Source organism: Cupriavidus plantarum (genome assembly GCF_905397285.1).
GTDB lineage: Bacteria > Pseudomonadota > Gammaproteobacteria > Burkholderiales > Burkholderiaceae > Cupriavidus > Cupriavidus plantarum.
The window spans coordinates 46,979-73,670 of sequence record NZ_CAJPUX010000013.1; the positions used below are offsets into that span (position 1 = coordinate 46,979).

At 66.0% G+C, this 26,692-nt stretch carries 20 protein-coding genes; 6 read left to right on the top strand and 14 right to left on the bottom strand.

The window, feature by feature from the left end; genetic code table 11:
* Nucleotides 1-112: 112 nt before the first annotated feature.
* Nucleotides 113-439: a hypothetical protein gene (locus KHP16_RS26840; RefSeq protein WP_109585583.1), complete on the bottom strand. Its 327-nt coding sequence runs from the start codon at nucleotides 437-439 to the stop codon at nucleotides 113-115.
* Nucleotides 440-701: 262 nt separating this feature from the next.
* A complete protein-coding gene (locus tag KHP16_RS26845; protein ID WP_109585582.1) occupies nucleotides 702-1,148 on the bottom strand; it encodes a polyhydroxyalkanoate granule-associated phasin in 447 nt (148 codons plus the stop codon).
* Between the two features lie 296 nt (nucleotides 1,149-1,444).
* Between KHP16_RS26845 and KHP16_RS26850 the strand changes: the two genes are divergently transcribed.
* Nucleotides 1,445-2,440, top strand: a complete 996-nt coding sequence (locus tag KHP16_RS26850) for a Bug family tripartite tricarboxylate transporter substrate binding protein (protein ID WP_211961513.1) — start codon at nucleotides 1,445-1,447, stop codon at nucleotides 2,438-2,440.
* Nucleotides 2,441-2,446: 6 nt separating this feature from the next.
* On the opposite strand, the gene KHP16_RS26855 is transcribed toward KHP16_RS26850, so the two are convergent.
* Genes KHP16_RS26855 through araD form a run of 3 tightly spaced genes read right to left on the bottom strand, consistent with a single transcriptional unit; the run spans nucleotide 2,447 to nucleotide 5,900 of the window.
* Nucleotides 2,447-3,385: a 2-hydroxyacid dehydrogenase gene (locus tag KHP16_RS26855; RefSeq protein ID WP_109585580.1), complete on the bottom strand. Its 939-nt coding sequence runs from the start codon at nucleotides 3,383-3,385 to the stop codon at nucleotides 2,447-2,449.
* A 34-nt stretch (nucleotides 3,386-3,419) separates the two neighbouring features.
* Entirely contained in the window at nucleotides 3,420-4,151 is a 732-nt protein-coding gene (locus KHP16_RS26860) for a ribonuclease activity regulator RraA (protein WP_211961515.1), read from the bottom strand.
* 12 nt (nucleotides 4,152-4,163) lie between these two features.
* Nucleotides 4,164-5,900: an L-arabinonate dehydratase gene (araD, locus tag KHP16_RS26865; protein WP_109585604.1), complete on the bottom strand. Its 1,737-nt coding sequence runs from the start codon at nucleotides 5,898-5,900 to the stop codon at nucleotides 4,164-4,166.
* 148 nt (nucleotides 5,901-6,048) lie between these two features.
* Here araD and KHP16_RS26870 point away from each other — a divergent pair, with 148 nt between their 5' ends.
* Nucleotides 6,049-6,750 carry a GntR family transcriptional regulator gene (locus KHP16_RS26870; RefSeq protein WP_211961517.1) on the top strand — a complete coding sequence of 234 codons (702 nt, stop codon included), beginning with the start codon at nucleotides 6,049-6,051 and terminating at the stop codon, nucleotides 6,748-6,750.
* 6 nt (nucleotides 6,751-6,756) lie between these two features.
* Here KHP16_RS26870 and KHP16_RS26875 read toward each other — a convergent pair whose 3' ends face one another.
* A complete protein-coding gene (locus KHP16_RS26875) occupies nucleotides 6,757-7,299 on the bottom strand; it encodes a BON domain-containing protein (RefSeq protein WP_211961519.1) in 543 nt (180 codons plus the stop codon).
* A 294-nt stretch (nucleotides 7,300-7,593) separates the two neighbouring features.
* Here KHP16_RS26875 and KHP16_RS26880 point away from each other — a divergent pair, with 294 nt between their 5' ends.
* On the top strand, nucleotides 7,594-7,809 hold the full coding sequence (locus tag KHP16_RS26880; RefSeq protein ID WP_109585576.1) for a helix-turn-helix domain-containing protein: 216 nt from the start codon (nucleotides 7,594-7,596) through the stop codon (nucleotides 7,807-7,809).
* Between the two features lie 32 nt (nucleotides 7,810-7,841).
* Here the strand turns inward: KHP16_RS26880 and KHP16_RS26885 are convergent, their stop codons facing one another.
* The 3 genes from KHP16_RS26885 to KHP16_RS26895 form a co-directional block, all read right to left on the bottom strand.
* Nucleotides 7,842-9,146 (bottom strand): MFS transporter, encoded by a 1,305-nt coding sequence (locus KHP16_RS26885; protein ID WP_109585575.1) that lies wholly within the window; start codon nucleotides 9,144-9,146, stop codon nucleotides 7,842-7,844.
* A gap of 26 nt (nucleotides 9,147-9,172) precedes the next feature.
* Complete coding sequence (locus tag KHP16_RS26890) at nucleotides 9,173-10,015, bottom strand: putative hydro-lyase (RefSeq protein WP_109585574.1); 843 nt, start codon at nucleotides 10,013-10,015, stop codon at nucleotides 9,173-9,175.
* A 234-nt stretch (nucleotides 10,016-10,249) separates the two neighbouring features.
* Nucleotides 10,250-11,149, bottom strand: a complete 900-nt coding sequence (locus KHP16_RS26895; RefSeq protein ID WP_109585573.1) for a LysR family transcriptional regulator — start codon at nucleotides 11,147-11,149, stop codon at nucleotides 10,250-10,252.
* A 190-nt stretch (nucleotides 11,150-11,339) separates the two neighbouring features.
* Between KHP16_RS26895 and KHP16_RS26900 the strand changes: the two genes are divergently transcribed.
* Entirely contained in the window at nucleotides 11,340-15,056 is a 3,717-nt protein-coding gene (locus KHP16_RS26900; RefSeq protein ID WP_109585572.1) for a hydantoinase B/oxoprolinase family protein, read from the top strand.
* Nucleotides 15,057-15,072: 16 nt separating this feature from the next.
* Here the strand turns inward: KHP16_RS26900 and KHP16_RS26905 are convergent, their stop codons facing one another.
* Nucleotides 15,073-16,527, bottom strand: a complete 1,455-nt coding sequence (locus tag KHP16_RS26905; RefSeq protein ID WP_109585571.1) for an SLC13 family permease — start codon at nucleotides 16,525-16,527, stop codon at nucleotides 15,073-15,075.
* Between the two features lie 130 nt (nucleotides 16,528-16,657).
* Complete coding sequence (alkB, locus tag KHP16_RS26910) at nucleotides 16,658-17,317, bottom strand: DNA oxidative demethylase AlkB (RefSeq protein WP_211961521.1); 660 nt, start codon at nucleotides 17,315-17,317, stop codon at nucleotides 16,658-16,660.
* Nucleotides 17,318-17,637: 320 nt separating this feature from the next.
* Here alkB and KHP16_RS26915 point away from each other — a divergent pair, with 320 nt between their 5' ends.
* Entirely contained in the window at nucleotides 17,638-20,022 is a 2,385-nt protein-coding gene (locus tag KHP16_RS26915) for a di-heme oxidoredictase family protein (protein ID WP_211961523.1), read from the top strand.
* Nucleotides 20,019-21,092, top strand: coding sequence for a glycoside hydrolase family protein (locus tag KHP16_RS26920; protein ID WP_244836076.1), 1,074 nt, complete (start codon nucleotides 20,019-20,021; stop codon nucleotides 21,090-21,092). The genes KHP16_RS26915 and KHP16_RS26920 overlap by 4 nt, the downstream gene beginning before the upstream one ends.
* 38 nt (nucleotides 21,093-21,130) lie before the next feature.
* Here the strand turns inward: KHP16_RS26920 and KHP16_RS26925 are convergent, their stop codons facing one another.
* The 3 genes from KHP16_RS26925 to KHP16_RS26935 all read right to left on the bottom strand — a co-directional run bounded on the left by KHP16_RS26925 (nucleotide 21,131) and on the right by KHP16_RS26935 (nucleotide 26,480).
* On the bottom strand, nucleotides 21,131-22,186 hold the full coding sequence (locus KHP16_RS26925) for an alpha/beta fold hydrolase (protein WP_211961524.1): 1,056 nt from the start codon (nucleotides 22,184-22,186) through the stop codon (nucleotides 21,131-21,133).
* A gap of 78 nt (nucleotides 22,187-22,264) precedes the next feature.
* Nucleotides 22,265-23,515 carry a helix-turn-helix transcriptional regulator gene (locus KHP16_RS26930; RefSeq protein ID WP_109585567.1) on the bottom strand — a complete coding sequence of 417 codons (1,251 nt, stop codon included), beginning with the start codon at nucleotides 23,513-23,515 and terminating at the stop codon, nucleotides 22,265-22,267.
* Between the two features lie 562 nt (nucleotides 23,516-24,077).
* Nucleotides 24,078-26,480: a mechanosensitive ion channel family protein gene (locus KHP16_RS26935; RefSeq protein ID WP_244214900.1), complete on the bottom strand. Its 2,403-nt coding sequence runs from the start codon at nucleotides 26,478-26,480 to the stop codon at nucleotides 24,078-24,080.
* Nucleotides 26,481-26,692: the final 212 nt, after the last annotated feature.

Below are 26,692 nucleotides of genomic sequence, written 5' to 3' on the forward strand. Positions count from 1 at the left end.
CGGGAAAAACAAAATCAGAACCAAAAGCAAAACGCCCCACTCCGCCCTGAAAGGGGCGAAGGGGGCGTTCCATGGTCCCTCCCCGCGAGGAGGGACCGGCGAGCCAAACCGCTTACTGCTTCTTGGCGCCGTCGGTGTACGGATCAGCCTTGCCGGTCTTCGCACCGTCGGTGTACGGGTCACGGGCGCCGGACTTGGCGCCGTCGGTGTACGGGTCGCGCTTGCTGTTCACCAGGTCCGAACGCGTCGAACCCGACTTGGCGCCGTCGGTGTACGGGTCGAACTTGCCAGTCTTGGCGCCGTCCGTGTACGGATCCGGCTTGCCGGTCTTGGCGCCTTGCGTGTACGGGTCGACTTGCTTTTGCTGCGCAATGGCCAGCGGCGCGGCAACCACGGCCGTGGCCGCGACGATCAGACTGAGGAGATGGGTCTTCTTCATAAGGTGCCTCGCGATGTAGTAATTGGGCGCGATCCGAATACCTGTGTCGACTGCGCCCCGCGTCGATCGGACAGGCAGCTTAAAACTGCACTCCTGCAAGCATAGCCTTCTGTCAGTGCAGAGGACACTATGCCTTAGTTTTAGGTGACGCACGCATTGGTTGTGCCACCGTTGTGGATGTCTTGAAGTTCATATATACGCGAGACCCTTGTAGCTTGTACGTGTAAAGGCGTCAAACCGGCCCGATCTGCGCGTATCTCGCTCAATGCGGCTTGCCATTGCGCGCCCGGAGATGCCGGGTTTCACGAATGGCGTGCTGTGGCACATCTTCCACACCGTCGCCGTTTTCTGCCGCCGAGGCAGACGCCAGGATAGCGGGCATCCCGAGCCAGTGGCCCCAGGTATCGAGCCACGCACGCTGCGAGGCGCAGCCCAGTTCCAGCAGCGCGGACGCGTAATGGAGCGGGATGGACAGCATGGGGATCTGGTTGGTCATCTGCCGGACGTACGCCGACTCCGGGTCCTGCACCACGAACATGGACGCCCAGTCGAACCGGGCCTCGTCGAACATGGAACGCGCAAAATCGGTATTCAGGCCCATCAGCCGGGCCCAGCTCTCGGTGAACTGCTGACCTTCGACGGCACCCATGGCCTGAAGGTGGGGGAAAAACGCCGTCATCGGCCACAGTGTCGGTGGAATGCTTTGCATGGTGTTGGCTCCAGTGAAAAGCGCTGTGGTGAAAATCAAGCTTACCGGCATTCTGGGCGCGGTCAAACAACCTTTGCATGCGGGTAAGCAGGGGGGCGGGCTGGCACGGTTGTCGCAGCGGCGTCGGAAACGGCCGTTTGAAAGTGGGCCCGCGAGCGGGCAGGGCCTTCACGATTTGTGATCCCCCCATGCCGGATGGGGACTATTCTGGCAGCAGGGGTAGCGATAGAGTCCCCGATTCAGCCGGATCCCATGATTCGGCTCAAGATTCCAACGATCCCCGAGGAGACTGCATCATGAAAACGATGCCACGCCGCCGCATGGCGCTCAAGGCCATGGTCGGCGCCGCCGCCCTGCTGGCCGGTGCTTCCCTGCATGTTGCCCACGCCGCCGATGCCTGGCCCAGCAAGCCGATCACGCTGGTCGTCCCGTTCGCCGCGGGCGGCACCACCGACATCGTCGGCCGCGCGGTCGGCCAGAAGCTCGGCGAGGCGCTGGGTCAGCCCGTGGTGGTGGACAACCGGCCGGGCGCCGGCGGCACGCTCGGCGCGGCCAACGTGGCGCGCGCCCAGCCCGACGGCTATACGTTCCTGCTGGCGACCATCGCCCACACGATGGCGCCCGGCATCTACAAGTCGCTGCCGTACGATTTCCAGAAAGACCTCGAGCCCATCGGCATGGTCGCGTCTACGCCGAACGTGCTGATCGTCAACGAACAGATTCCGGTCAAGACGGTGCAGGAGCTCATCGCCTACATCAAGGCGCATCCGGGCAAGGTGAACTACGGTTCGGCCGGTATCGGCAGCACCGAACACATGTCGGGTGAACTGTTCCGCGCTGCCACGGGCACCGATATCTCGCACGTGCCGTACAAGGGCGGCGCGCCGATGATGACGGACATCATCGCCGGCCAGATCCAGATGGCGATCGAAACGAGCCCCTCGGCGTATCCGCATATCAAGAGCGGCAAGGTGCGCGCGCTGGCCGTGACGTCGGCCAAGCGTTCGCCCGCCTATCCCGGCCTGCCCACCGTGGCGGAGAGCGGGGTGCCCGGCTACGAGGTGGTGACGTGGTACGCGCTGATGGCGCCGCGCGGCACGCCCGAGGCGATCAAGCAGCGCGCGGGCGCCGAACTGGCCAAGGTGCTCAAGCAGCCGGACGTCGTGAAGCGCTTCGACGAGCAGGGCGTAAGCGCGGGGGACATGAACGCGCAGCAGCTTGGCGCGTTCATCAAGACCGAGACCGCCAAGTGGGTCAAGGTGGCCAAGGACTCCGGCGCCAAGGCCGAATAACCGCGATTACACGGCGGACTTCAACACCTTGCCGGTCTCGAAAAACGCCTGCAGGTTGTCGAACACGAGGTCCGCCATTGCCTTGCGGGTCTCGTGCGTGCCGCTGGCCACGTGGGGCAGCAGCACGACGTTATCGAGCTTGTACAAGGCCTCCGGCACATGGGGCTCGTTCTCGAAGACATCGAGACCCGCGCCCGCGATGCGCTTGTTGGACAGCGCATCGATCAGCGCCGCCTCATCCACCACGGTACCGCGCGCGATATTGATCAGGTAGCCCTTCGGCCCGAGCGCCTCCAGCACGCTGGCCGAGACCAGATGCTTCGTGGACGGGCCGCCAGACGTCGCCAGCACCAGAAAGTCCGCCCAACGCGCCAGCGCCTCGATCGACGGCTCGAAGCCGTACGACACGCCTTCCTGCGCCTTGCGGCCGAAGTAACGCACTTCCATGTCGAAGCCGCTCGAACGCCTGGCGATGACATGGCCGATGCGGCCGAGGCCGACGATCCCGAGGCGCTTGCCACTCACGCGCGTGGTCAGCGGATAAGCCGCCTTCGGCCACTCGCCCCGGCGAACATAACGGTCCGCCGCGCTCACCTGCCGCGCCGCATCCATCAGCAGGGCCCATGCCGTGTCAGCGACGCAGTCGTTGAGGACGTCCGGCGTATAGCCCACGGCAATACCGCGCGCACGCGCGGCGTCGAGGTCGATCTTGTCCAGGCCTACGCCGAAGCTCGAAATCACGCGCAGAGAAGGCAGCGCCGCGATGGTCGCCGCATCGACGCCCGTGGCCGCGCGCGCGGTCAGCGCCACGAAGTCCGCACCGTGCTTCGCGAGGAAGCCCGCCGGATCCGTCTCGGCCCAGAACGGGTGCACGTCGAAGTGCTCGGCGAGCCGGGCTTCGATATGTTCGGGAAGGCGGCCATGCTGCAGAAGACGGGGTTTCATGCGCGAGTTTCCTGTCAATGAATCGAGTTGGCCATTATCGGCCAGAAGCCTTGCGCCATGCGGCAAAATCCGCGCGCGCCTCCTCGGTCGTGGCCGGATAAAGGCCGATGATCGAACGGCCCTTCTTCACTTCTTCCGTGACGAAGTCCTCGAAAGCGGTCATCTCGACCGCCTCGTCGGCAATTTCCCCGGCGAGTTCGCGCGGAATGATGACCACGCCCTCGCCATCGCCCACAACCACATCGCCGGGGAACACGGCGACATCCCCGCAGCCGATCGGCACGTTGAATTCCAGCGCCTGATGCATCGTCAGGTTCGTCGGCGCGGACGGGCGCTGGTGATAGGACGGAATATCCATCTCCGCGATCTCGGGCGAGTCCCGCAAGCCGCCATCGGTAACGATGCCCGCGCCACCACGCTGCATGAGCCGCGTCACGAGGATCGAGCCCGCCGACGCGGCGCGCGCGTCCTTGCGGCTGTCGATCACAAGCACCGCGCCAGGCGGGCATTGCTCGATCGCCCGCCGTTGCGGATGGTTCGGATCCTGGAACACGGTAATCGGATTGAGATCCTCGCGCGCGGGGATATAGCGCAGCGTGAAGGCTTCGCCGACCATCGTCCCATGCTTCACGGCGTGCTTCGGGTCGAGCGGATGCACATCCTGGATGAACTGGTTACGCAGGCCGCGCTTGAACAGCGCCGTGCACAGCGTGGCCGTGCTCACGGTCTTGAGCTTGTCGCGCAGGGAAGCGCTGAGCTGGGTCATGATGTCCTTCGATCAGTAGATGCTCGGTTCGCCCGCGGACTCGCCGAAGTCCGTCTGCAGGAAGTCGAAGTCGCAACCGTCGTTGGCCTGGCGAATATGCTGCGCGAACATCCAGCCGTAGCCCCGCCCGAATTTCGGCGGCAGCGGCCGCCAGGCGGCGCGGCGTCGCGCGAGTTCCTCGTCGGAGACCTCGAGGTGGATGCGGCGCTGGTCGATATCGACGGAAATCATGTCGCCCGTTCGCACCAGCGCGAACGGTCCGCCGATATACGCTTCCGGCGAGACGTGGAGGATGCAGGCCCCATAGCTCGTCCCGCTCATGCGCGCGTCCGACATGCGTAGCATGTCGCGCACGCCCGCCTGCACGAGTTTCTTCGGAATCGGCAGCATGCCCCACTCGGGCATGCCTGGTCCGCCCTGCGGGCCCGCATTGCGAAGGATCAGCACGTGATCGGCCGTCACGTCGAGGTCGTCGCGCTCGATGGCGGCTTTCATCGACGGATAATCGTCGAATACCAGCGCCGGACCCGTGTGTTTGAAGAAGCGCGGCTCGCACGCGCTCGGCTTGATGACGCAGCCATCGGGCGCGATATTGCCCTTGAGCACGGCGAGCGCCCCTTCCTGATACAGCGCGTTGTCGCGCGCGCGGATGACGTCGTCGTTGTAGACCTCGGCGCCCGCGATGTTTTCGCCAAGCGTGCGGCCCGTGACCGTGGGCGCGTCCAGGTGCAGCTTGTCGCGAATGCGGCTCATCAACGCGGGCAGTCCGCCGGCGTAATAGAAGTCCTCCATCAGGTACTTGTCGCCGCTCGGCCGGATGTTCGCGAGCACCGGCACGTGGCGGCTCATCGCGTCGAAGTCGTCCAGGCCGATGTCGTGCCCCGCGCGCCGCGCCATCGCAATGACGTGGATGATCGCGTTCGTCGAGCAGCCCATCGCCATGGCCACCGCAATCGCATTCTCGTACGACGCATGCGTCTGTACGCGCGCGGGCGTGAGGTCCTCCCACACCATCTCCACGATGCGCCGGCCGGACTCCGAACACATGCGGATATGGTTGGCATCCGCGGCGGGAATCGACGACGCGCCCGTCAGCGACATGCCGATGGCCTCGGCGATCGCCGTCATCGTGCTCGCGGTACCCATCGTCATGCACGTGCCGTGGCTGCGCGCGATGCCGCCCTCGATGCCGATCCATTCGGTCTTGCTGATATTGCCGGCCCGTCGCTCGTCCCAATACTTCCACGCGTCGGAGCCGGAGCCCAGCACATTGCCCTTGTAGTTGCCGCGCAGCATCGGGCCCGCCGGCACGTAGATGGCCGGCACGCCCGCGCTGGTCGCGCCCATCAACAGCCCGGGCGTGGTCTTGTCGCAGCCGCCCATGAGCACCGCGCCGTCGATGGGATGCGATCGGATGAGTTCTTCGGTCTCCATCGCGAGCAGATTCCGATAGAGCATCGTCGTCGGCTTGACCGAGCTCTCGGAAAGCGAAATCGCGGGTAGCTCGATCGGGAATCCGCCAGCTTGCAGGATGCCGCGCTTGACATCGTCGACACGCTGCTTGAAGTGCGAATGGCAGGGGTTGATATCGGACCAGGTATTGACGATCGCGATGACCGGCTTGCCCATCCACTCGTCGGGCGCGTAGCCCATCTGCATGATGCGGGAGCGATGACCGGAGGAGCGCAGGTCGTCAGGGGCGAACCAGCGCGCGCTGCGCAGGGATTCGGGCGTCTTGCGTGCCGTCATGGTTGTCTCTTCCATGTCCACATTGAAAGCGGAGCCGGTCTGCTGACGAGAGTTCGCCACGCCGGCCTTGATGGCGACGATTAAAGCACTAATATATTAGTGCGTCAATGCGGAATGGCTGCAACGTTCGGCTAGAATCGCGCCCCAAATGGAAACCTTGCTGCGGGAACCGTCCTCTCTCTTTCACTTCGACCGCACGCGCCAGGCGGCGCCGCAGGTGTTCGAGCACATGCGCGAACAGATCCTCGCGCTTTCGCTGCAGCCCGGTACCGTGCTGTCCCGGATCGATCTGGCCGCGCAGTACGGTATCAGCCAGACACCGGTGCGCGATGCGTTGATCCGTCTGGCGGAGGAGGGACTCGTCGACATCTTTCCGCAGCACGCGACCCGTGTGAGCCGCATCGACGTGGCGCTGGCCCGGCAGGCGCATTTCCTGCGGCGGTCCGTGGAACTGGAGATCGTGCGCACACTGGCGGCCGCGCCCGACGCACGGCTCATCGAGAAACTGCGCACGACGGTAGACCGCGCCGCGCGCATGCTCGAACTGAATGCGTTATCGGAGTTCAGCGACAACGATCAGGCCTTCCACCGCGCGCTGTATGACGCGGCGAACGTTCCCGACCTGCATGCGCTGGTGCGCCGGCAAAGCGGGCATCTCGATCGTCTGCGCCGTCTGCATCTGCCGACGGCGGGCAAGGCGCACGAGGTGCTGCGCGATCATGCGGCGATCGTCGACGCGATCGCCACGGGCAACGCGGTCCGCGCGGAAGCGGTGCTCCGTGAGCACCTGTCGGGCACGCTGGCGCATCTCGACGAGATTCGCGCCGAGCACGGCGAGTACCTCAAATAGCCTCGCTCATCGTGTCGCGGACACATCGATCTCGCTGCGCACGTAATGATCGGTGAGGCAGCCCATGACGATGTTCTCCACGGCCTTGCGCGTCGGCGCATCGCGTACCGTGCCACGCAGCGTCACCGCGCCGTCGATCATCTCGACGCTGATCACGCCGGGGTCCACCACCATCGATAGCCGTTCGTGGAGAACCTCGAGACGCTGGGCATCGTTCAGCGGCTCCAGCGCGCGCATGTCGTCGCCATCGTACTGGCCCAGCGCGGCGGGGCCCGGTAGCGGCCGCTGACCCGCGTTCGCGAACTCGGGAGCCGGCTTGTCCGTGCCCGGCGCGACGCCATACATGCCATAGCGTTCGACGCCTTCGGGCTCGTTGGAGCCGGGCTGCGGGCGGTAAGGCTGCTCCGGAAGATTCCGAAACGACTTCGGCGCGGGATCATCCTCGGCCGAGCGCACCGGTTCGCGTGGACGGCTTTTCTCGTCGTCCACACCACTGTGGCCACCATAGTGAAAATCCGTGAGCGGCGGAGCAGTTCGACTCTTTTCCATGATCGTCACCATTGCGTTGGGGATATCAGGCGACCCCGCCGCAAGGTCCGTTCCATTCGGACAAACGCCGACAAGCCGCACACAGGCACGGGCGAAACCCGCGTGACAGTCGTTCCGGGACCGCGCGGCAGGCGGTAGGAATTGCAACCGCCGCTGCAATCGGTTGCAAGAGCTTGCAATCGCGCGCGGAGGCTAAAGGGTGTCCGACGCCCGGGTTGCGTAATGCCCGCATGACTGCTACATCAGGAGTGGGGCAACGTGCGGTTTGCCCGCAGATGGAGGGAAACAATAACTATGGAAGAGCGAATCGCCACGGCACTCGACCTCGGTCGGGTGCTTCAGGGTGCACGAACGATTGCCGGTCTCAGCCAGGCGGAGGCGGCCACGCGCCTGCATGTGAGCCAGAGCTGGATCTCCCATACCGAACTGAATCCGGAAACGCTGAGCGCGGCGCAGCTGCTGGCGCTCATGGAAGTCTACGACCTGGCGCTGTATGTGAGGCGGCGCTGAGCACGCCGCCCCGTGCCGCGGTCGGCTGGTGCTTACTCGGTGAGCGCGCGGCCCTGTGTTTCGGGCAGCGTCAGCGCGGCGAGAATCACCACGCCATACGCGGCGGCCGCAAATAGCCCGATGGCGTGGCCGAGGCTCATGCCCTGTGAGACGTGTCCGATCAGGAACGGGAACGTGGCGCCCACCGCCCGGCCGAAGTTGTAGCAGAAGCCCTGTCCGCTGCCGCGGATACGTGTGGGATACAGTTCGGTGAGGAACGCGCCCATCCCGGAGAAAATTCCGGATGCGCAGAATCCGAGCGGAAAGCCGAGCGCGAGCATCAGCACGTTGTCGAGCGCCAGTTGCGTGTAGACCGTGGCGATGATGACCGATGCCACGGCGAACAGCATGAACGCGCGACGGCGGCCGAGGCGATCGCTGAGCCAGGCGCCGGCCAGATACCCGCAGTACGAACCCACGATGACGACGCCGAGATACGCGCCCGTGCCGATGACGCTGAGTCCGCGTTCGGTCTTGAGGTACGTCGGCAACCACGTGGTGATCGCGTAGTAGCCGCCCTGCACGCCCGTCGCGAGTACCGATGCGCGGATGGTGGTCCACGCGATATCGCCGCGGAAGATGTCGAGGAACGAGGCGCGTTCTGCGTCGCCCGCAGCTTGCGCGGCCTGCTGGCGCTGATGGACCTCGGGCTCTTCGACGAACCGGCGAATCCAGATGACGAATGGCGCGGGCGCGATGCCGATGGCGAACAGCACGCGCCATGCGTATTCGGGCGGCACCAGCGAGAACACGAGCGTGAACAGCAGGGTGGAGAGCCCCCAGCCGATCGCCCATCCGGCCTGTACGATGCCCACGGCCTTGCCGCGATCCTTCGCGCGGATGACTTCGCCGATCAGCACCGCGCCGGCCGTCCACTCGCCGCCAAAGCCCAGGCCCATCAGGCCGCGCGCCCACAGCAACTGCCCGAAGTTCTGCGCGAACGCGCACAGCAGCGTGAAGAACGCGAACCATACGATCGTGATCTGCAGCGTGCGCACGCGGCCGATGCGGTCCGACATCACGCCCGCGAGCCAGCCGCCCACCGCGGACGTGAGCAGCGTGACGGTTCCGATCAGTCCCGCGTCGCCACGCGTGATGCCCCACGCGGCGATCAGCGTGGGAATCACGAAGCTGAGGAACTGCGTGTCCATTGCATCGAGGATATAGCCGAGCTTGCAGGACCAGAACGCATTGCGCTGCGAGCGCGTCATCTGGCCGTACCATGTGCGCGCGCCCTCGCGCTGCGTCTCCGCCTGCAGGTCCGCGCCCGGAAGATTCGTCTCGATATCGATCGCCATCGTTGATACCTCCCTCGTCCTTGTCACTAGATGACCGCAAGCGTGCGGTTGGGAATGTCGGTGACCAGCATGTGGCCCGGCTTGTGCGCGATCGCGAACGGCAGGCGCGCGCTCTCGATCGCGGACTGCGGCGTTACGCCGCATGCCCAGAACACCGGCACTTCGTCGTCGTGCACGGCCACCGCGTCGCCGAAGTCCGGCTGCCACAGATCCCGAATGCCGATCAGCGCGGGATCCCCAAGGTGCACGGGCGCGCCATGCACGCCGGGAAAGCGGCTGGTGATCTGGATCGCGCGAATGGCGTCCGCCGCTTTCATCGGGCGCATCGACACCACGAGGTTGCCGCCGAACGGCCCCGAGGGCTGACTGGGGATGTTCGTGCGGTACATCGGCACGTTCACGCCGGCGTCGACATGCCGCAGCGGAATACCTTCCTGCTTGAGCATCTCCTCGAACGAGAACGAGCAGCCGATCGCGAACACGACCAGATCGTCGCGCCACAGCGCGTGCAGATCCTGCACCTCCCCGGTGCGTTCGCCATGGCGATAGACGTAATAGGCCGGCACGTCCGCGCGGATATCGAGGTCCTCGCCGAGCGCGGGAATGTGCCACTGACCCGGTTCGCCGACCGCGAGCAGCGGGCAAGGCTTGGGATTCAGCACGCAGAAGCGCAGGAAGTCGTCCGCGTGGGCTTTCGGCAGGATCGCAAGGTTGGCCTGCGCGTACTCGCCGCAGTACCCCGCGGTGGGGCCGGTGACCAGACGTTCGCGCACGGCGCGTCGCAACTGCGAAGGGTGCGCGTGGGATCTGTCCGCGGGTCGTGCAAACGATATTGGGGGCGTGGGGCGGGGGAGCGGCGACGTGGACATGGATGGAACCGGGCTTATGAAGGTTCCAACCTTAGAAGTAAAAAAAATGTCTGGCGACGAAGTTATTTCTGCCGGCAGCGTCAAGTAATTGTGAACACGCGCGGGTCATTTCCTTCGAAGCCACGGTTGACGCCGTATCCGCACGATTGCCGGCGCCTGCTGCGGTCGCGTGCCAGCCGCGTGCGTCGACGCGCATCAGGGTAAATACTCAGAAGGAGGCGGCATCGACGCGGGTCATCGCGCCGCGAGCACCGCGCGCTCCGGTCCCACGCGCGCCGCGTATTCCTCGACCGTCGTGTCGATCAGATCGAGAATCCGCTGCGTCGCCTGAAAGCCGATATCGGTGCGCCATGACGCCGTGACGGGCAGCGCGGGCGGCTGAGGCATCGGCGCGTCCAGTACGACGAGTTCGCCGCGCGCCAGCGGTTCTTCCACGATGGCTGGCGGAACCACGCCCACGCCGAAGCCGCCGATCAGCAGCCGGACCATTGCGGCCACCGAATTGATGCCGTTGAGCCGCGCACGCGCCATGCCGTGCTCGCGCAAGAGTTGCGCGAGGTCCTGGTATGGCCGGGAATGCCGCGAGAACGTGATGATCCGATCCCGCGCTGTCTCCGGCAGATTGGGCGCCGCGATCCACGCGAGTGGATGGCTCAGCAGCGCCGTGCTGGCAATCCCGCTCTCGTGCGTGAGGTCCGTATGCAGCGCGATATCGATCTGCCCCTCGCGCAGCAGCGTATGCAGCCGCAGCGCGGTATCGACGACCAGTTCGACCTCGAGCTTCGGATGGCGCCGCGTCACGGCGGCGACCATCTCGGCCAGCCACGTGTGCACGACCGTTTCCATCGCGCCGATCCGCACGACGCCGCTGGCGTTTTCGTCCGCGCGCAGGGCCGTACGGAGCCGCTCCACCGACTCGCTCACCGCCTCGGCCTCCGCGAGCACGCGCAGGCCCGCGGCGGTCAGGCGCACGGTTTTCGAGTTGCGCTCCAGCAGGCGCACATCGAGCTCGCGCTCGAGCGCGGAAATGCGGCTCGAGACCGACGCCTGCGTGGTGAACAGCTTGTCGGCCGCCAGGCTGAAGCTGCGCAGCCTTGCGACCCAGACGAACGTTTCGATGAACTTCAGATTCATGGCGCGTGCGATGACGGTGCAAATGCCCGGAAGTGGGGCAGTGTAGGGCATCCAAATCGAGCATGCGATTTTCTTATGCATTGGTCCGAAGATTTCTAGTTGGACCGGCGTGGCCGTCGTTTGCAGAATGCCCGAAAAATGTCATACGCCACTACGCGACTGCCACCGCCCATAACGAAGAGACGACGCCATGCCGAACCCCACGCTTACTCCCCACTCCTCCCCCGACGCATCGTTCGACCCCGACCACACCCGCCGCTGGCAATTCTGGGTGGACCGTGGCGGCACCTTCACGGATATCGTCGCGCTGCGGCCCGACGGCGGCTTCGTGACGCACAAGCTGCTCTCCGAGAATCCCTCGCGCTACCCGGACGCCGTGATCCAGGGCATTCGCGACCTGCTTGGCATCGCGCAGGACGCGCCGTTGCCGCACGAGCAGATCGAGGTCGTCAAGATGGGCACCACGGTGGCCACCAACGCGCTGCTCGAACGCAAGGGCGCCCGCACGGTGCTGGCCATCACGCGAGGGTTTGGCGACCAGTTGCGCATCGGCTATCAGGATCGCCCCGACATCTTCGCGCGTCATATCGCGTTGCATGACCAGCTCTACGAGCGCGTGGTCGAGATCAGCGAGCGCGTGGATGCGCAAGGCAACGTGCTGCAGGCGCTCGACGAGGCCGCCACGCGCGCCGCGCTGACGGACGCCTACACGGCCGGCATCCGCGCCGTCGCGATCGTGCTGATGCATGGCTATCGTCATGGCGGGCACGAGCGCCGCGTCGCGAAGATCGCGCGGGAGATCGGCTTTACACAGGTCTCCGTGAGCCACGAGACCAGCCCGCTGATGAAGATCGTCGGCCGCGCCGATACCACGCTGATGGACGCGTACCTGTCGCCGATCCTGCGCGACTACGTCAGCCGTGTCACGCGCCATACGGGCCCCACGCCGCTGATGTTCATGCAGTCGAGCGGCGGTCTCGCCAGCGCGCAGCGTTTCCAGGGCAAGGATGCGATTCTGTCCGGGCCGGCCGGCGGGGTGGTCGGCGCGGTGAAGACGTGCGCGAATGTCGGCGAGCATCGCGTCATCGGCTTCGACATGGGCGGCACTTCGACCGACGTGATGCACTACGACGGCGAATACGAGCGCGTATTCGAGACGCAGGTGGCGGGCGTGCGCGTGCGCGCCCCGATGATGCACGTGCACACCGTCGCGGCCGGCGGCGGCTCCATCTGCACGTTCGAGAACGGGCGCTTCAAGGTCGGCCCGGAATCGGCCGGCGCCAATCCGGGTCCCGCGTGCTACCGCAATGGCGGCCCGTTGACTGTCACCGACTGCAACGTGATGCTGGGGCGCATCCAGCCCGAGCATTTCCCCCACGTATTCGGACCCGAAGGCAATCAGCCGATCGACGTGGACGTGGTGCGCGAGCGCTTTGCGGTGCTGGCGCAGGATGTCGCCGCGCAGAGCGGCGTGAGCATGACGCCGGAGGCCGTGGCCGAGGGCTTCCTGTCCGTGGCGGTGGACAGCATGGCGCGCGCGATCAAGATGATCTCCGTCGAGCGCGGCTACGACGTGAGCGACTACGCCATGTGCTCGTTCGGCGGCGCCGGCGGCCAGCATGCCTGCCGCGTGGCGGACGTGCTCGGCATCGGCCGCGTGGTCATCCATCCCTTTGCGGGCGTGCTGTCCGCGCTGGGCATGGGTCTCTCCGATCTGCGCGCCTTGCGTGAATTCGCGGTGGAAGAGGTGCTCGACGACCGCGCGGTGGCGGCGCTGCAAGGCGCGTGGGCGCGGGTGGCCGACGAGGCCGGCGGCGAGCTCGCCGCGCAGCAGGTCCCGGCAAGCGCTGTGACGTACGTCGAGCGCGCGCGCATCAAGTACAAGGACACCGACACCCCGATCGAAGTCGATCGCGCGGCAGCCGCGGACATGGCGCTCGCCTTCGAGCAGGCGCACCGTCAGCGCTTCGGCTTCGCGATGGAAGGCAAGCCGCTGGTCATCGAATCCATCGCCGTGGAAGCCATCGGCGTGATGGACGTGGCCGGTACACGCGAGGGCGCGCTGGCGGCGGCCGGTCATCAGGGCAAATCGTCATCGGCAATCGGCATTGCGCCGGCCAACGAGACCGTCACGCTGTACGTGAGCGCGGACGACGACGGCGCTCAGGTCGCCACACAAGCGGGCTGGGGCGACGTCCCCCTGCGCCGCCGCCGCGCGCTCGCCGCTGGCGACCGCGTCGAGGGGCCCGCGCTGATCAGCGAAGACATCTCGACGATCGTGGTCGAACCGGGCTGGACCGCGACCGTCCTCGACGATGGCACCCTGCGTCTCGCGCGCACGGGTGAACGCAGCCGCCATGGCGGCATCACCACGGAACGCCATCCGGTGCATCTGGAGATCTTCAACAACCTGTTCATGTCGATCGCCCAGCAGATGGGCACCACGCTCGAAAAGACGTCGCGCTCGGTGAACATGAAGGAGCGTCTCGATTTCTCGTGCGCGCTGTTCGACGCGGAAGGCAACCTCATCGCCAATGCGCCGCATATCCCCGTGCACCTGGGCTCGATGAGCGACAGCGTGCGCGCCGTGATCGATGGACACCGCCAGCACATGGCGCCGGGCGATGTGTACATGCTCAACGTGCCGTATAACGGCGGCACGCACCTGCCGGATATCACCGTGGTGATGCCGGTGTTCGACCGCGCCGATGGCGGCCTGCTGTTCTACGTCGCCGCGCGGGGTCATCATGGCGACGTGGGCGGTATCACGCCGGGTTCCATGCCATCGGCCAGCGTGTCGATCGAGCAGGAAGGCGTGCTGCTGGACAATGTGCGCATCGCGCGCAACGGCGTGTTCCTCGAGGCGGCCGTACGCGAGCTGTTCGCGAGCGGCCCGTATCCGGCGCGCAATATCGACCAGAACATCGCCGACCTGATCGCGCAGGTCGCCGCCTGCGAGACCGGCGTCAACGAACTGATGCGCGCGATCCACCACTATGGCCGCGACGTGGTCCTGGCCTATATGGGTCACGTGCAGGACAACGCCGAGGAAGCGGTGCGACGTGCCGCGCAGCGCCTCAAGGAGGGCGAGTATGCATGCGAGATGGACGATGGCGCGGTGATCCGCGTGCGCGTGTCGATCGATCGCGAACGCGGGCAGGTAAAGGTGGACTTCACCGGGACGAGCGCGCAGCGGCCGACCAACTTCAACGCGCCGCGCTCCATCTGCAAGGCGGCCGTGCTGTACGTGTTCCGCACGCTGATCGACGAAGCGATTCCGATGAACGAAGGCGTGCTGCGGCCGATCGATATCGTGATTCCGACGGGCTCGATGCTGAGCCCCGTGTATCCGGCCGCGGTGGTAGCGGGCAACGTGGAAGTCTCGCAGGCCGCGACCGATGCGCTGTACGGCGCGCTGGGCGTGCTGGCCGCCTCGCAGGGCACGATGAACAATTTCACGTTCGGCGATGCCCAGCGTCAGTACTACGAGACCATCGCGGGCGGCTCGGGCGCGGGTCCCGACCATCACGGTACGTCGGCCGTGCAGACGCACATGACCAACTCGCGCATGACCGATCCGGAAGTGCTGGAGACGCGCTTCCCGGTGCTCGTGGAAACGCATGCGATCCGCTATGGCAGCGGCGGCGATGGCAAGTGGCGTGGCGGTGACGGCGCGATCCGCAAGATCCGCTTCCGCGAGCCGATGACCGCGAGCATCCTCGCGGGACGCCGTCGCGTGCGGCCGTTCGGTCTTGCCGGCGGCAGCGATGCGGCCGCGGGCTGCAACTGGATCGAGCGCGCGGATGGCGCCGTGGAGCATTTCGGCGCGACCCACACCGCAACGCTCAACGCGGGCGACGCGTTCGTGATCGAGACGCCTGGAGGCGGCGGTTACGGCAAGGCCTGATGCAAGGAGCGCGCGCTCAATGCAGATAGCCGAGCGCGCGCCACCACGCGTAGTCGAGCGGCAGCAGCACGACAACGGTGATGGCCGCCAACGCGAGGCATAGCCGCGTGCCATGCCGCAATCCCACGCCGCCGAGCTGCATCGCGATCATGATCGGCGGCGACTGATACGGCAGGAACACCGTGGAGAAGACGGGCACCTGCAGCATCAGCACGGTCTCGAGCGGCATCCCCGTGGCTGCCGCCAGATCCTTGGCCAGCGGCGTGAGCACGGCGGGCAATGCAGGCAGGGTCGATACCAGTCCCAGCGCCGCGCCCATCGCGCTCAGCGCGCCGACATTCCCGACGGTATGGCCGGGCGCAAGCGGCAGCCAATGCAGCAGCGCCCCGCTGATGGCCGTGCCGAGGCCCGTGGATTCGACGACGGCGCCCAATCCCAGAAAGCCGGCCACATACAGCAGCGGCACGAGGTGCACCTGCTCGTTCAGGGCTTTCGACGGCACCAGGCCCATGCCGGGGAGCAGGCAGACGATGCACGCGGCCAGCGAGATCCATGCGGGCGAGATGCCATGCCACGCGTCGGTCGCGAAGCCAGCCACCGCCAGCGCGAGGATCACGGCAAGCTGCCGCTCCTGCCGGCTCATCGGCGCGTGATGCGCTGCCTGCTGCGGCGGCATCGGCCCCGTCTCCGGGAACAGCTTGCACACGAGCCATACGAGGATCACCGTCTTCAGCAATCCCAGCACCGGGAAATGCAGCAGCAGATAGCTGCCGTAGCTCAGGTTGATGCCATACAGCGAACTCGCGGCACCCAGCAGCACGCTGTTTGGGATGTTCGCGGGCAGGATCGTCGCGGGCGGCATGTAGCTGGCCGCGGCGACGGTCAGTACCATGCCGATGCGGCCGTTCGAGTGCGGACCGAAGCCGAGCCGGTCCGCCAATGCGAGCACGATCGGCATCAGCAGCAGCACGCGGCCCGTCGTCGAGGGCATCAGGAACGCGAGTCCCACGGCCGTCGCGGCGACGGTGGCGATGACCTGCGGATACCGGTTCGCGCGCTGATGGAAGATGCGGTCCGCGAGGCGGAGCGCGAGTCCCGTGTTGCGCAGCGCGACACCGGTGACGGCCCCCCCGAACATCAGCCACCACGCGGCGGAGGCGAAGCCGGAGAACACCACCGTCGGCGGCGCGATGTGGAACACCACCGCGCACAGGAAGAACAGCAGCGTGGTCGTCGGCTCGGGCAGCACGCCCACCGCCCAGCAGCAGACCGTCGATAGCACGAGCGCCGCGGCCAGGATCAGCTTGGGCGAGGCGCCAGCCGCATGCCCCGCGACTGTTGCCACGGCGATGCACGCGAGGATCAGCAGGGCGGCGCGAATCGAATCGGCGGCGCGTCCGGCGGTATTGGGGGGAGGCGGGGCAGTCTTGGCGGTCGCGCCTGTGTCGGTGCGTCCCGGTGTGGCGGTCATGGCGGGTTGTCTCGGCTATGGCACCGTCCACGCGGCGGTGCCTGTTGTCGTGTACCGGCATCGTACGACGACATGCCCCCGCCGCGTTACATTTTTTAGGCAGCCCCTGACTATCGCGGGCTGCGCACGCTCAGCGCGCTTTCCGAAACGTCAGGTTGATGCGTTCGTGGCCCAGCACCGGATGGTCGCCGTCCGCCAGCGGCGCGATCCCATGGAACACGAGCCGAGATGGCCCGCCCCAGACGACCACATCGCCGTGGACGAGCCGGATCCGCGTGGGCCGGTCCGCCCGCCGCAATCCGCCAAACAGGAAGGTCGCGGGCAGCCCGAGCGATACCGATACGATGGGCGCGCCCAGATCCTGCTCGTCGCGATCCTGATGCAGCGACAGCCGCGTTCCCGGCAGATAACGGTTGATCAGGCAGGCGTCCGGCGCAAAGCCGTCATACCCGGCGGCCGACGCCGCGCGCCGCGCCAGCGAGAGAAATGGCGCCGGCATGGGCGGCCACGGCAGCCCGCTATCCGGATCGATGGGGTCATAGCGATAGCCCGTGCGATCCGACACCCATCCATAGCTGCCGCAATTCGTCATGGCCACGGACATGCGCAGGCCGCCGGGCGTGACCAGGTGCCGCCACGGGGCGCGGTCCGTCACGTCGCGCACGGCCGCAAGCAAGGCGTCGTCGTCATCGCGGGCGAAGCGCCGAAGCAACACCGCGCCGGGCGCGAGGGTCTCGATGGGGTTGTCGTCCGCCTCTGGCGGGAGCGAGTCGAAGAGATCGAAAGTCATGATGCGTTGGGGGGAATCACCCCAGGAACGAGGCGCGCCGTGGCGCACTCCTCCAGACCGCTCGATTATGCCCCCATTCGGCAACCCGCCCCGCGGCGCGCACCAAAATGGAAATTCACACGCAAGGTGTTTACAAGCCATCCAATTAATTTATCATCCGCGTGTCATCGGTAATCGATAAATCGTTGCTTGCGTTTTGCAAGTATTTTCGCGCCTTTTATCGAATCCGATGTTCTGGCACGTGCAAATTTAAAAAGAAAGCACGTTCACGCAAAGAAGGGTCAATGATGCATCGAAAATCTCAAGCGCCATCGCGCTGGATGGCGGCCGTCTGTCGTTCCGCATGTCGTTCCGCCTGTCGCTTATTCGGCGCGGGCCTGGCCGCCAGCATCCTCACGCTCTCGGGCTGCGGCGGCGGCGATGGCTCCGGCGGCGGCAATACCGGCAACGGCGGCAACGGCAGTAACGGGACGGGTCCTTCGACCAATCAGCCGCTACCGGTCGGCGCGTTCACGCCGCTGAGCTGGTCCAACGTCGAGCCCTCGACCCAGTACACGCTTGCGGACGGCACGCTCGTGACGCGCGTGGGCGGCCGGGTGCGCGACCGCCATGCGCGCGAAACGTCGGAAAATGGCACGAATGTCGGCGGGGATTTGTATGGCATTTTCGCGCCGCATTATTTTGAGCGCCGGACCCACGCCATCACGATTTACGATAACGTTTCTCCGGCCAATCCGGCGGAGCGAATCCTCACGTTGGTCATCAAGCCGCAATGGTGGATGTATGGCACCAATTTCCGGTTCGGGTTTATCGGCCGCCGCGACGGCGACGATCCGGGGCCGACGGCGGTGGCGCTGTACGGCGACAACGGCGGCGTCAAGCGTCTGCCCGCCGGCATGCTCAAGGAGGGCCAGGAGTTGCGCACGCCCATCGCCAACTACGACAGCCTGGGCGAGGATCCCGATACCAATTACGACACCGATCTGAACGTGCCGCCGCAGGACGGCGAATTCGTGCTGGTCAAGCAGATCAAGACGCTGCCGCGCCTGAACCGGGGGCTGCGCAATGGCGACCTCGTCGAGTTCGAACTCGGCATCTTCCTCGCCGGCAGGCAGGGCGATGCGCTCGGCCGCTTCAACTACTACGCGGACGTCATCACCTATAAGGTCGGATCGCCCGGCGTGGTGCCGTGGTTCCGCGGCCCGTGCTGCGACGCTGCCGCGATTCCCTGGGATACGAAGCTGATACCGGCCGAAGCCTATGCGGGCGGGCCGATGATGACGCTCCATGAAGATGCGTCGAACGAACCGGAGATGCAGCTGCTCCAGTCGTCGCCGAATATTGCTGGCCGCAACATCCAGCCGTTCGTCGAAGGCCGTCGGCTGTTCCACTCGTCGTTCCTCACGGGCGCGCACGTGGAGGCCGGCAACCCGACGCTGTTCGATACGCTCGCGAACCGCGCGGGCCCGAGGTTCCAGGAAGCGGCCTGCGTGCAGTGCCACACGAACAACGGCAAGAGTTCGCCGGGCTTCAACGTGCCGCTCAACAACATGGTCGTGCTGACCGGTTCGGCCGATGCCAACGGCAACGTTGCGCCCGATGCGCGCTTCGGCGGTCGCATCTGGCAGGGGCTCGTGACCGATGGCGGCCGGACGTACGATGGCCGCAATGCGATCCTGCGGGTGTCGAGCTATCGCAATATGTCCGGCAAATATCCGGATGGTTCGGCCTATACGCTGCAGACGCCGGTCTACACGCTGACGGACGTCAATGGCAACACGCTGCCGATGCCCGATCGCATGTCCGTTCGCGCTTCGCCGCATCTCGCGGGCATGGGACTGCTGGAAGCGGTTCCCGAAGCGACGCTCGTGGCGCTGGCGCAGGCGAGCGCGACCGATCCGGACGGCACGCTTGGCCGCGTGCAGGTGGTGCCCGATGCGGTCGATCCGCGCATCTCTCGCGTGGGCCGCTTTGGATGGAAGGCGTCGTCCGCCACGGTGCTGCAGCAGACGGCCGACGCGCTCAACGGCGACATGGGCGTGACCACGTCGCTGCTGCCGAAGCATTTCTGCGGCCGCGCGACCGCCGGCAGTGACTGCCGCGCGGCGGATGCCAACGGTCCCGAACTTGCCGATGCCGATGTCGACCGCATCTCGCATTACCTCAGCCTGCTTGGCGTCCCGGCGCAGCGGCATTTCAGGGGGCAGCAGTTCAACGGCATCCCGGCGCCCACGATCGTCGAGCAACTGAAGCAGGGCGGAGCCGTCATCACCGCCGCGCAGCAAGCCGAAAATCGCATGCAGGATCGCGTGGCGCGTGGCGGCCAGTTGTTCGCCCAGGCGCGTTGCACGTCTTGCCATGCGGCGTCGCTGACGACCGGCGGAGCGCACAAGTTCGCGGAGCTGCGCAATCAGCTGATCCATCCGTACACCGATCTGCTGCTGCACGACATGGGCCCCGACCTCGCGGACAACTATCCGCAGGGCAACGCCGGCGGCTCCGAATGGCGGACCGCGCCGCTGTGGGGTCTGGGCCTGCTTGCGAGCATCGACCCGAACACTCGCTATCTGCACGACGGCCGCGCCCGCACGATCGAGGAAGCGATCCTCTGGCACGGCGGCCAGGGCAGCGCGGCGCGGGACCGGTTCAAGGCACTGGGTGCCGATGACCGTCAGCAACTGATCGACTTTGTGAACTCCCTATGACTCTGCAAACGAATACGATGGCGATGGTCCCGACTGGATTCGACCGGGCTGGCGTTGGCGATAAGCGGTGGGTGTCCCGATGGCGCCGCGCCGTGGGCTGGCTCGGCGCGGCGCTCCTGGTCATGGCACTGACCGCGTGTGGCGGAGGCGACGATGCGGGGGCGGGCGGCGGCGCGGGCGGCACGCCGTCGTCGGGCTCCGGCAGTAACGGCAATACGGGAAGCGGCGGCACGGGCGGCACGGGCAACAATGGTGGCACGGGCAATAGCGGCGCCGGCAATATCGGCACGCCCGGCGTCACGAAGAGCGCCAAGCGCGGCGTGGCCTATGACCTCCGCAGCGCCAACGACCTCGGCGCGCTCGCGCCTGGTGTGAGCTGGTGGTACAACTGGGGCGCGGAACCCAACGGCACAGCGGCGTCGGATACCAGTACCGCGTACAACATGGACTACATCCCCATGCTGTGGAACGGCAACTTCGACGGCAACGCAATCGAAACGTACCTGCGCGCGCATCCGAAGATCAAGTACCTGCTCCTGCTGAACGAACCGAACCTCGGCGACCAGTCCAACCTGCAGCCACGCGACGCCGCCGCACTGTGGCCGCGCTACGAAGCGGTGGCGCAGCACACGGGCGTCAAGCTCGTGGGGCCGGCCATCACGTGGGGCAACAATGGCTTCAACGACCCGGCGGCATGGCTCGATGCGTTCTACGCGGAATACCGCGCGGCCAACGGCAACCGCGATCCGCAGATCGATTACATCGCGTTCCACTGGTACGACTATGGGCTGTCGGGCCAGCTGGACCGGCTGGTGAAATACGGCAAACCGTTCTGGGTCACCGAATTCGCCAACTGGCACGTCGGCGACGGCAGCGCGGCGATCGACACACCGGCCAAGCAGATGGACCAGATGCGGGAAATGGTCGCGGTGTGCGAGCAACGCGCCGACGTCTTCCGCTACGCGTGGTTCACGGGCCGCTGGGACAACGACACCCACTTCACCAGCCTGCTCGGCGCGGACGGCCAACTGACGGATCTGGGCAAGCTGTACATCAGCCTGCCGTTCTGAGGGGCTCGGCGCGGCCGCGGGTGAGGGGGAAAAGCCCCTCACTTCACCCGCCGCATCCCCTCGATCAATGCCTGATGAAACGCCTTCGGATCCTGCATCTGCGGCGCATGCCCCAGCTCGGGAAACTCAACGAGCGTGGCGTTAGGCAATGCCTTCACCGTAGCCTTGGCCAGCTCCGGATACCGCCCCAACGTCGCCTGCACCTCCGGCGGCGCGGCATCCTTGCCGATCGCCGTCGTATCCCGGTCCCCGATCAATAACAACGTCGGCGTCTTGATCAGTCCAAGCTCATACACCACGGGCTGCGTATAAATCATGTCGTACAGCAGCGCCGAGTTCCAGGCCACGATCTGCCTCCCCGGCCCGCGATACATGCCGGCAAGCATCTGCACCCAGGGTTCGTACTCGGGCTTCCACTGCCCAAAGTAATACGTTGCCTGTTCATACTTGCGAATCCGGTCCGCCGTCGTCCCCAGCTCCCGCTGATACCACTGGTCCACGGAGAGCGCGGGCACCCCCTTGGCCTTCCAGTCCTCGAGCCCGATCGGATTCACAAGCACGAGCTGCTGCGTCTCCCTCGGATACATCAGCGCATACCGCATCGCCAGCATCCCGCCCGTGGAATGTCCGATGATGGTCGCCTGACCGATGCCAAGGGAGGTCAGCAGCGCATGCGTATTGCGAGCCAGCTGCTGGAAGGTGTACTGGTAGCGCTGAGGCTTGGTGGATTTGCAGAAGCCGATCTGGTCCGGCGCAATCACGCGATAGCCGACATCGGTCAATTGCCTGATGGTTTCCTGCCACGTGGCCGCACAGAAATTCTTCCCATGCAGCAGCACGGCCGTGCGTCCATTGGCGGCGCCGGTCGGCGCCACGTCGAGGTACGCCATCTGCATCGGCTCGTCCTGCGAGGTGAACGAGAACCGCTTCACAGGCGCCGGATAATCGAATCCCTCCAGTTCGGCGCCATAGGCGGGCCCATCATCCGCCGCATGGCCGGCAAGCGGCGCAAGCAGCGGCGCAACCAGCGCGACGGTACTGATCAGGGAACGAAAGAGAGGCGGGAAGGAAGGAGCGCGGCGAACGGAGGGCATGGGAAAGGTCTCGCGGACGGGAGAGGAGAAGATGGTCGCACAACTGACCCCAACCCAGAGACCAAAGTTCCTGCCGCGTCAGCGCAACCTCGCCGTCTTGCGCGCATCGGCCTCGCCAGCCCCCGCGCGCCCGAGATCGACACCGGGCAGCAGATGCAGCAACCGCACGAGCTCCGACTGCCGGTGCGTGCCGGTCTTGCGCAGCGTATCGCGAATATGCACCCGCACCGTATGCGGCGAGAGAAACTCGCGCTCGGCAATCTCGTTCAGCGTCTCGCCGGCGGCAAGCCGAATCGCAATGATGCTCTCCTTGCGCGACAACCCGAACAGCGACGTCAGTACCGCCGCATCGAGCACCGACCGCGATTCGGAATTGCCCATCAGCAGCATGGCCGCCGGCAATTGCCACGGCCCCTCGACCGGCTGCCGCGACACGAGCGGCACCACGATCAGCGGCACAGGCTGTCCGCCCGAGGTGATATGCATCCAGGAACCCGCCGCGGCCGCATCCGCGCGGCCACCCGCCCGCCCACCGAGCGCGGCGGCCTGCAGCATCTTTACCAGCACGCCCTGCAAGGGTTCGGTACGAGCCCGCAGCACACCATGCTCGAGCGTGAGATGCGTATCGGCCTGGACGAGCGACTCTGCCCAGCTGTTGGCATAGCGCACGCGCAAATCGGCCTGCAGCACCATTACGCCGAAGTCCAGCGAATCGAGACCGGCAAGGCCCATCGACGCCAACCCGCTGAGCTCGAAGTTCCGATGTTGCATGCGTGCGGCCCGCGCCCAGTGCGGCATCACGTGCGCAAGGCGGCGGGCGCGATGATCGTGGGAAAGCCCGCCCTTCATGACGCCACCCGACATCGCGCTCATCAGCACGCAGACGTCGCTGGTGTCGAACAACCGGATGCCTTGCTCGAGTCCATGGCAGTCGAATGCTTGCGTCAGCGACTGCGGCCGCACGGCGACGAGCGCGCCATCGACGTCCGTGACGAGCGCGTCGTTCGCCGCGCCTTGCCCAGCCAGGACCGGCCCTTGCATCGCGGCACGGTCGTGCGCGCCGTGCCGCGCCGCGCCATCGACGTAGGCCGGGAGCACGCGCATGTGCTCGGGCATGGCCGCCGCGTTGGTGAAGCAGCCATGCGGCGTCACGCCAAGGCGCGTCTCGCAGGCGAGCTTGTCCCAGATTAAATAGCGCGGACTCGTCGTGCAGGTGTATTGGGAAAATAAATCGAGGGCGGCCGGCATGGCGGCCACGTCCATCGCCGACTCGTAAATGCAGTCGACGAGGCGATGGAATTGATCGTCGGCAGACGGGTGTTCGCCCATAATGAATTTCCCCCGGGTGGCAAACGCCTTGTTTCTCAGACCACTGCGGCGAGGCGTGGTCCTTATAGATATGGCTGACCATCGTCGTCCATCCGGCAAGGGCCGGCGGAGACGCTCTTATGCGCGACTGTTCAGGTAATGCGCCTGCGAAGGTATCTCTACCCTGTCTACCGTGAGCGGAATGGCCGAGTCATGCCTTCCGCCTCGTATGAACCTATGATCGGCCAAAACCCCGACGCGGGAGAATCCCGCCTTGGAGGGGGCTGACAGGGACGAATTTCATTGGTTCGTTTCTGTCGAGTGCCCCGTCCCCGCTCAGATAGCGGGAAAGTTGGCGATCACGTAGGTATTGTCACTCCTGTCTCTGGCGCATCGTTGCCCGGGCACCCCGGCATTGCGCTTCACACGCCCGGTCCGACGGCCGACAGTTCGCGCAATACTCCCCTGCCAGCCGTACGATTGCAACCGGTCAAGCGTCTGATTTCAAAAGGGTTTGCGGAAAAACGACAGCCATATGCCATAGGCGTCCCATTTTGCAGATTCAGCAGTAAATGCGAATCTGCTAGGCAGAATTGCTCGTCTCGGAAGTCATCGTCGCGGCACCTGCGGCAGCCGCGACGCCCGCCGCCTTCGCGGCAGTTTCGACATCGGCGCCCGCAGCCTGCCCGGCCTGAATCTCGGTATCCGTGCGCGCCACCCCGCCGTCGACCTGCACGGTCACGCGCGGCGCCGCCATGCGGATGCCCGCCTTGTCGAAGTTGCGCTTGAGCCGGACATTGAACGCGCGCGAGATTTCCGATTGCATCAGCGGCCGCGTCTTGTACTGCGCGAGCACCACGATGCCGTTCGGATCGAACCGGTCGAGGCCAAGAATATCGAGACTCGACAGCAGGTTGCGCGAATACCGGTGGTCGCGCGACACCTCCGTGCCCGTACTGCGGATAATCTCGAGCGCGCGATCGAAATCGCTGTCGTAGGCCACGGAGATATTGAAGACCGCGTACGCGTAGCCGCGAGAGAGATTCTTGACGGCCTTGATCTGGCTATATGGCAGCGTATGCAGCGCGCCCTTGCCATCGCGCAGGCGCACCGTCCGGATGGTCATGCCTTCGACCACGCCCGCATGATCGGGCAGCTCGATCGAGTCGCCGATGGCGATCGAGTCCTCGATGACGATGAACAGGCCCGTGATCAGGTCCTGCACGAGGCTCTGCGCGCCAAAGCCGATAGCCAGGCCAATCACGCCGGCGCCCGCCAGCAGCGGCGTGACGTTGACCCCGAGATTCGCGAGCACCGCGATGAGCGCGACGACGAGCAGCGCCACGAAGGACGCGTTTCGGACCAGCGGCAGGATCGTCTTGGCGCGCAGGCTTGGCTGCTGCCCCACGCGGCCATGCGTAGGGGTGAGGGTCTGGGTGATGGCGGTATCAATCAGCAGCCAGACCAGCCAGGCAAGCAGGACGATGGCGATCACGCTGACCGTGGCCTGCACCACGTGCCGGCCAAACAGCGTCGACTGTGCGAGCTGCATCAGCGAGGTGTCCCACACCCGCGCCGTGATCTCGAGGAAAGAGAACCAGATGATGACGCGCACGAGCGCCACCGCAAAGCGGCCGAAACGCGCGATATAGGCGGATCGCAGCCGATCGCGCATCCGCGGCGGGCGCGTGGTCGACTTGGGCGAGCGGCCCACCACGAGGTTCAGCAGCGTCGCCGCCACGAACAGCGTCACGGACACCACCGCGCGGCGCAGAATCTCATCTGCGCGTCCGCTGGCCATGAGCGTGCCGAGCACCGATGCCATGACCACCGCGAGTACGGGCAGGTGCCACGCCTGTCCCGCGAGCCGCAGCATGTCCATCCACGCGGGATAGGACTGACGCGTGGCGAGCGGCCGGAAGGAGATCAACTGCCCGATCTGGCGGCGGAAGCGCAGCGAGAAGGCGGCGATCAGAATGGCCGCGAGAATGTTGGCGAAGGTGCCGATCAACGCGGACAGACTTGCACCGAGCGCCGCGATCACGCGGCTGTCCGTCGCGGCCTCGCCCAATGCGGCGAGCGCGCCGGTCGCGAACAGCAGCCACGGCGAGTGATACAGCAGATCGCGCACCGCGGCCGCGCGATGGGCGGACGAGAACACCGCGAAAATGACCTGGCAGAACGCGCTCAGCAACGCGCCGCATAGGATGGACAAGGCCACGAGCACGGCGGCCATGCTTGCGGGCGTGCGGCCGAAGACCTGATAGGTCAGGAGCACGGTCAGCGCGAAGGCGACGATCCACGGCCCGATGCGACGCAGGAAGTAGATGCCCACGTCGATCCACGAAGGCACGGTAGGCAGATGCGTTGGCCTCGCCGGCTGCAGCTTTCGCTGATGCAGGCGGCGGCCCAGTTCCCAGAACAGCCAGCCCGCCACGGCCCACGCGAGCAACACGGTGCCGAACTCGCGAATCGACACGATCTTCGGCCGCGTATTGTTCATGGTCAGCGCCGCGTGCCACTCCTCGCCGGCAAAGCGGATGCGCCAGCTCCAGTACTGGAGCGCGCCATGCTGCTTGTCCAGGCTGCTATCGACCTGATCCAGCGCTTTCGTGACCACGCCGATCAAGCCGGGCTGCGCGGCGCTGGCCGGCCCGGCCGCCGCCACGGCGGACGCATCGAGCCCGCTTCGCAACGCCTTGAGCTGGTCGACGAGGGTCTGCCGTTGCTTGTCGTTCTGCAGCGTGCCGATGATCTGGTCGAGAGACTGGGCGAGCGGCTCGCTGGCCGGCGGCGCGGCGCTGGCCTCGAGCTTCTGGGCGGCGGCGACCAGTGGATTGGCTGGCGCCGCGTGGGCGGGAAGGGCGGCCAGAATCGTCAGACTCAGCCAGGTCAGCGTGACGAACGCCAATGCGCGACGCGCGATATCCCGTAGGAAGCAAAGGCGCGGCGGCAGATGCATGGGCGGACGGTAAGCGTTGGACATGCGCGTCACTGTAGCGCATCGGATGGCGCTAGGTACCGTCCGGTGTCCTCCGGGCTGTCGTATGACTTGTCTTATTACCTTTCCCGTTACCAGCCCCGTTACCTGCCCCGTTACCAGCCCCGTTACGTAACCCGTAACGCCCGGCGCCCCCCGACCTCCCCCGCCAGCCGCGCCAGAGGCGGCTTCGGGGGACGCCGCTCCACTGGCATGCG

What these genes read in the sequence shown, in the direction of transcription:
- KHP16_RS26840 (WP_109585583.1), bottom strand. Translation starts at nt 439, where the DNA reads ATGAAGAAGACCCATCTCCTCAGTCTGATCGTCGCGGCCACGGCCGTG.
- KHP16_RS26845 (WP_109585582.1), bottom strand. Translation starts at nt 1,148, where the DNA reads ATGCAAAGCATTCCACCGACACTGTGGCCGATGACGGCGTTTTTCCCC.
- KHP16_RS26850 (WP_211961513.1), top strand. Translation starts at nt 1,445, where the DNA reads ATGAAAACGATGCCACGCCGCCGCATGGCGCTCAAGGCCATGGTCGGC.
- KHP16_RS26855 (WP_109585580.1), bottom strand. Translation starts at nt 3,385, where the DNA reads ATGAAACCCCGTCTTCTGCAGCATGGCCGCCTTCCCGAACATATCGAA.
- KHP16_RS26860 (WP_211961515.1), bottom strand. Translation starts at nt 4,151, where the DNA reads ATGACCCAGCTCAGCGCTTCCCTGCGCGACAAGCTCAAGACCGTGAGC.
- araD (WP_109585604.1), bottom strand. Translation starts at nt 5,900, where the DNA reads ATGACGGCACGCAAGACGCCCGAATCCCTGCGCAGCGCGCGCTGGTTC.
- KHP16_RS26870 (WP_211961517.1), top strand. Translation starts at nt 6,049, where the DNA reads ATGGAAACCTTGCTGCGGGAACCGTCCTCTCTCTTTCACTTCGACCGC.
- KHP16_RS26875 (WP_211961519.1), bottom strand. Translation starts at nt 7,299, where the DNA reads ATGGAAAAGAGTCGAACTGCTCCGCCGCTCACGGATTTTCACTATGGT.
- KHP16_RS26880 (WP_109585576.1), top strand. Translation starts at nt 7,594, where the DNA reads ATGGAAGAGCGAATCGCCACGGCACTCGACCTCGGTCGGGTGCTTCAG.
- KHP16_RS26885 (WP_109585575.1), bottom strand. Translation starts at nt 9,146, where the DNA reads ATGGCGATCGATATCGAGACGAATCTTCCGGGCGCGGACCTGCAGGCG.
- KHP16_RS26890 (WP_109585574.1), bottom strand. Translation starts at nt 10,015, where the DNA reads ATGTCCACGTCGCCGCTCCCCCGCCCCACGCCCCCAATATCGTTTGCA.
- KHP16_RS26895 (WP_109585573.1), bottom strand. Translation starts at nt 11,149, where the DNA reads ATGAATCTGAAGTTCATCGAAACGTTCGTCTGGGTCGCAAGGCTGCGC.
- KHP16_RS26900 (WP_109585572.1), top strand. Translation starts at nt 11,340, where the DNA reads ATGCCGAACCCCACGCTTACTCCCCACTCCTCCCCCGACGCATCGTTC.
- KHP16_RS26905 (WP_109585571.1), bottom strand. Translation starts at nt 16,527, where the DNA reads ATGACCGCCACACCGGGACGCACCGACACAGGCGCGACCGCCAAGACT.
- alkB (WP_211961521.1), bottom strand. Translation starts at nt 17,317, where the DNA reads ATGACTTTCGATCTCTTCGACTCGCTCCCGCCAGAGGCGGACGACAAC.
- KHP16_RS26915 (WP_211961523.1), top strand. Translation starts at nt 17,638, where the DNA reads ATGGCGGCCGTCTGTCGTTCCGCATGTCGTTCCGCCTGTCGCTTATTC.
- KHP16_RS26920 (WP_244836076.1), top strand. Translation starts at nt 20,019, where the DNA reads ATGACTCTGCAAACGAATACGATGGCGATGGTCCCGACTGGATTCGAC.
- KHP16_RS26925 (WP_211961524.1), bottom strand. Translation starts at nt 22,186, where the DNA reads ATGCCCTCCGTTCGCCGCGCTCCTTCCTTCCCGCCTCTCTTTCGTTCC.
- KHP16_RS26930 (WP_109585567.1), bottom strand. Translation starts at nt 23,515, where the DNA reads ATGGGCGAACACCCGTCTGCCGACGATCAATTCCATCGCCTCGTCGAC.
- KHP16_RS26935 (WP_244214900.1), bottom strand. Translation starts at nt 26,480, where the DNA reads ATGTCCAACGCTTACCGTCCGCCCATGCATCTGCCGCCGCGCCTTTGC.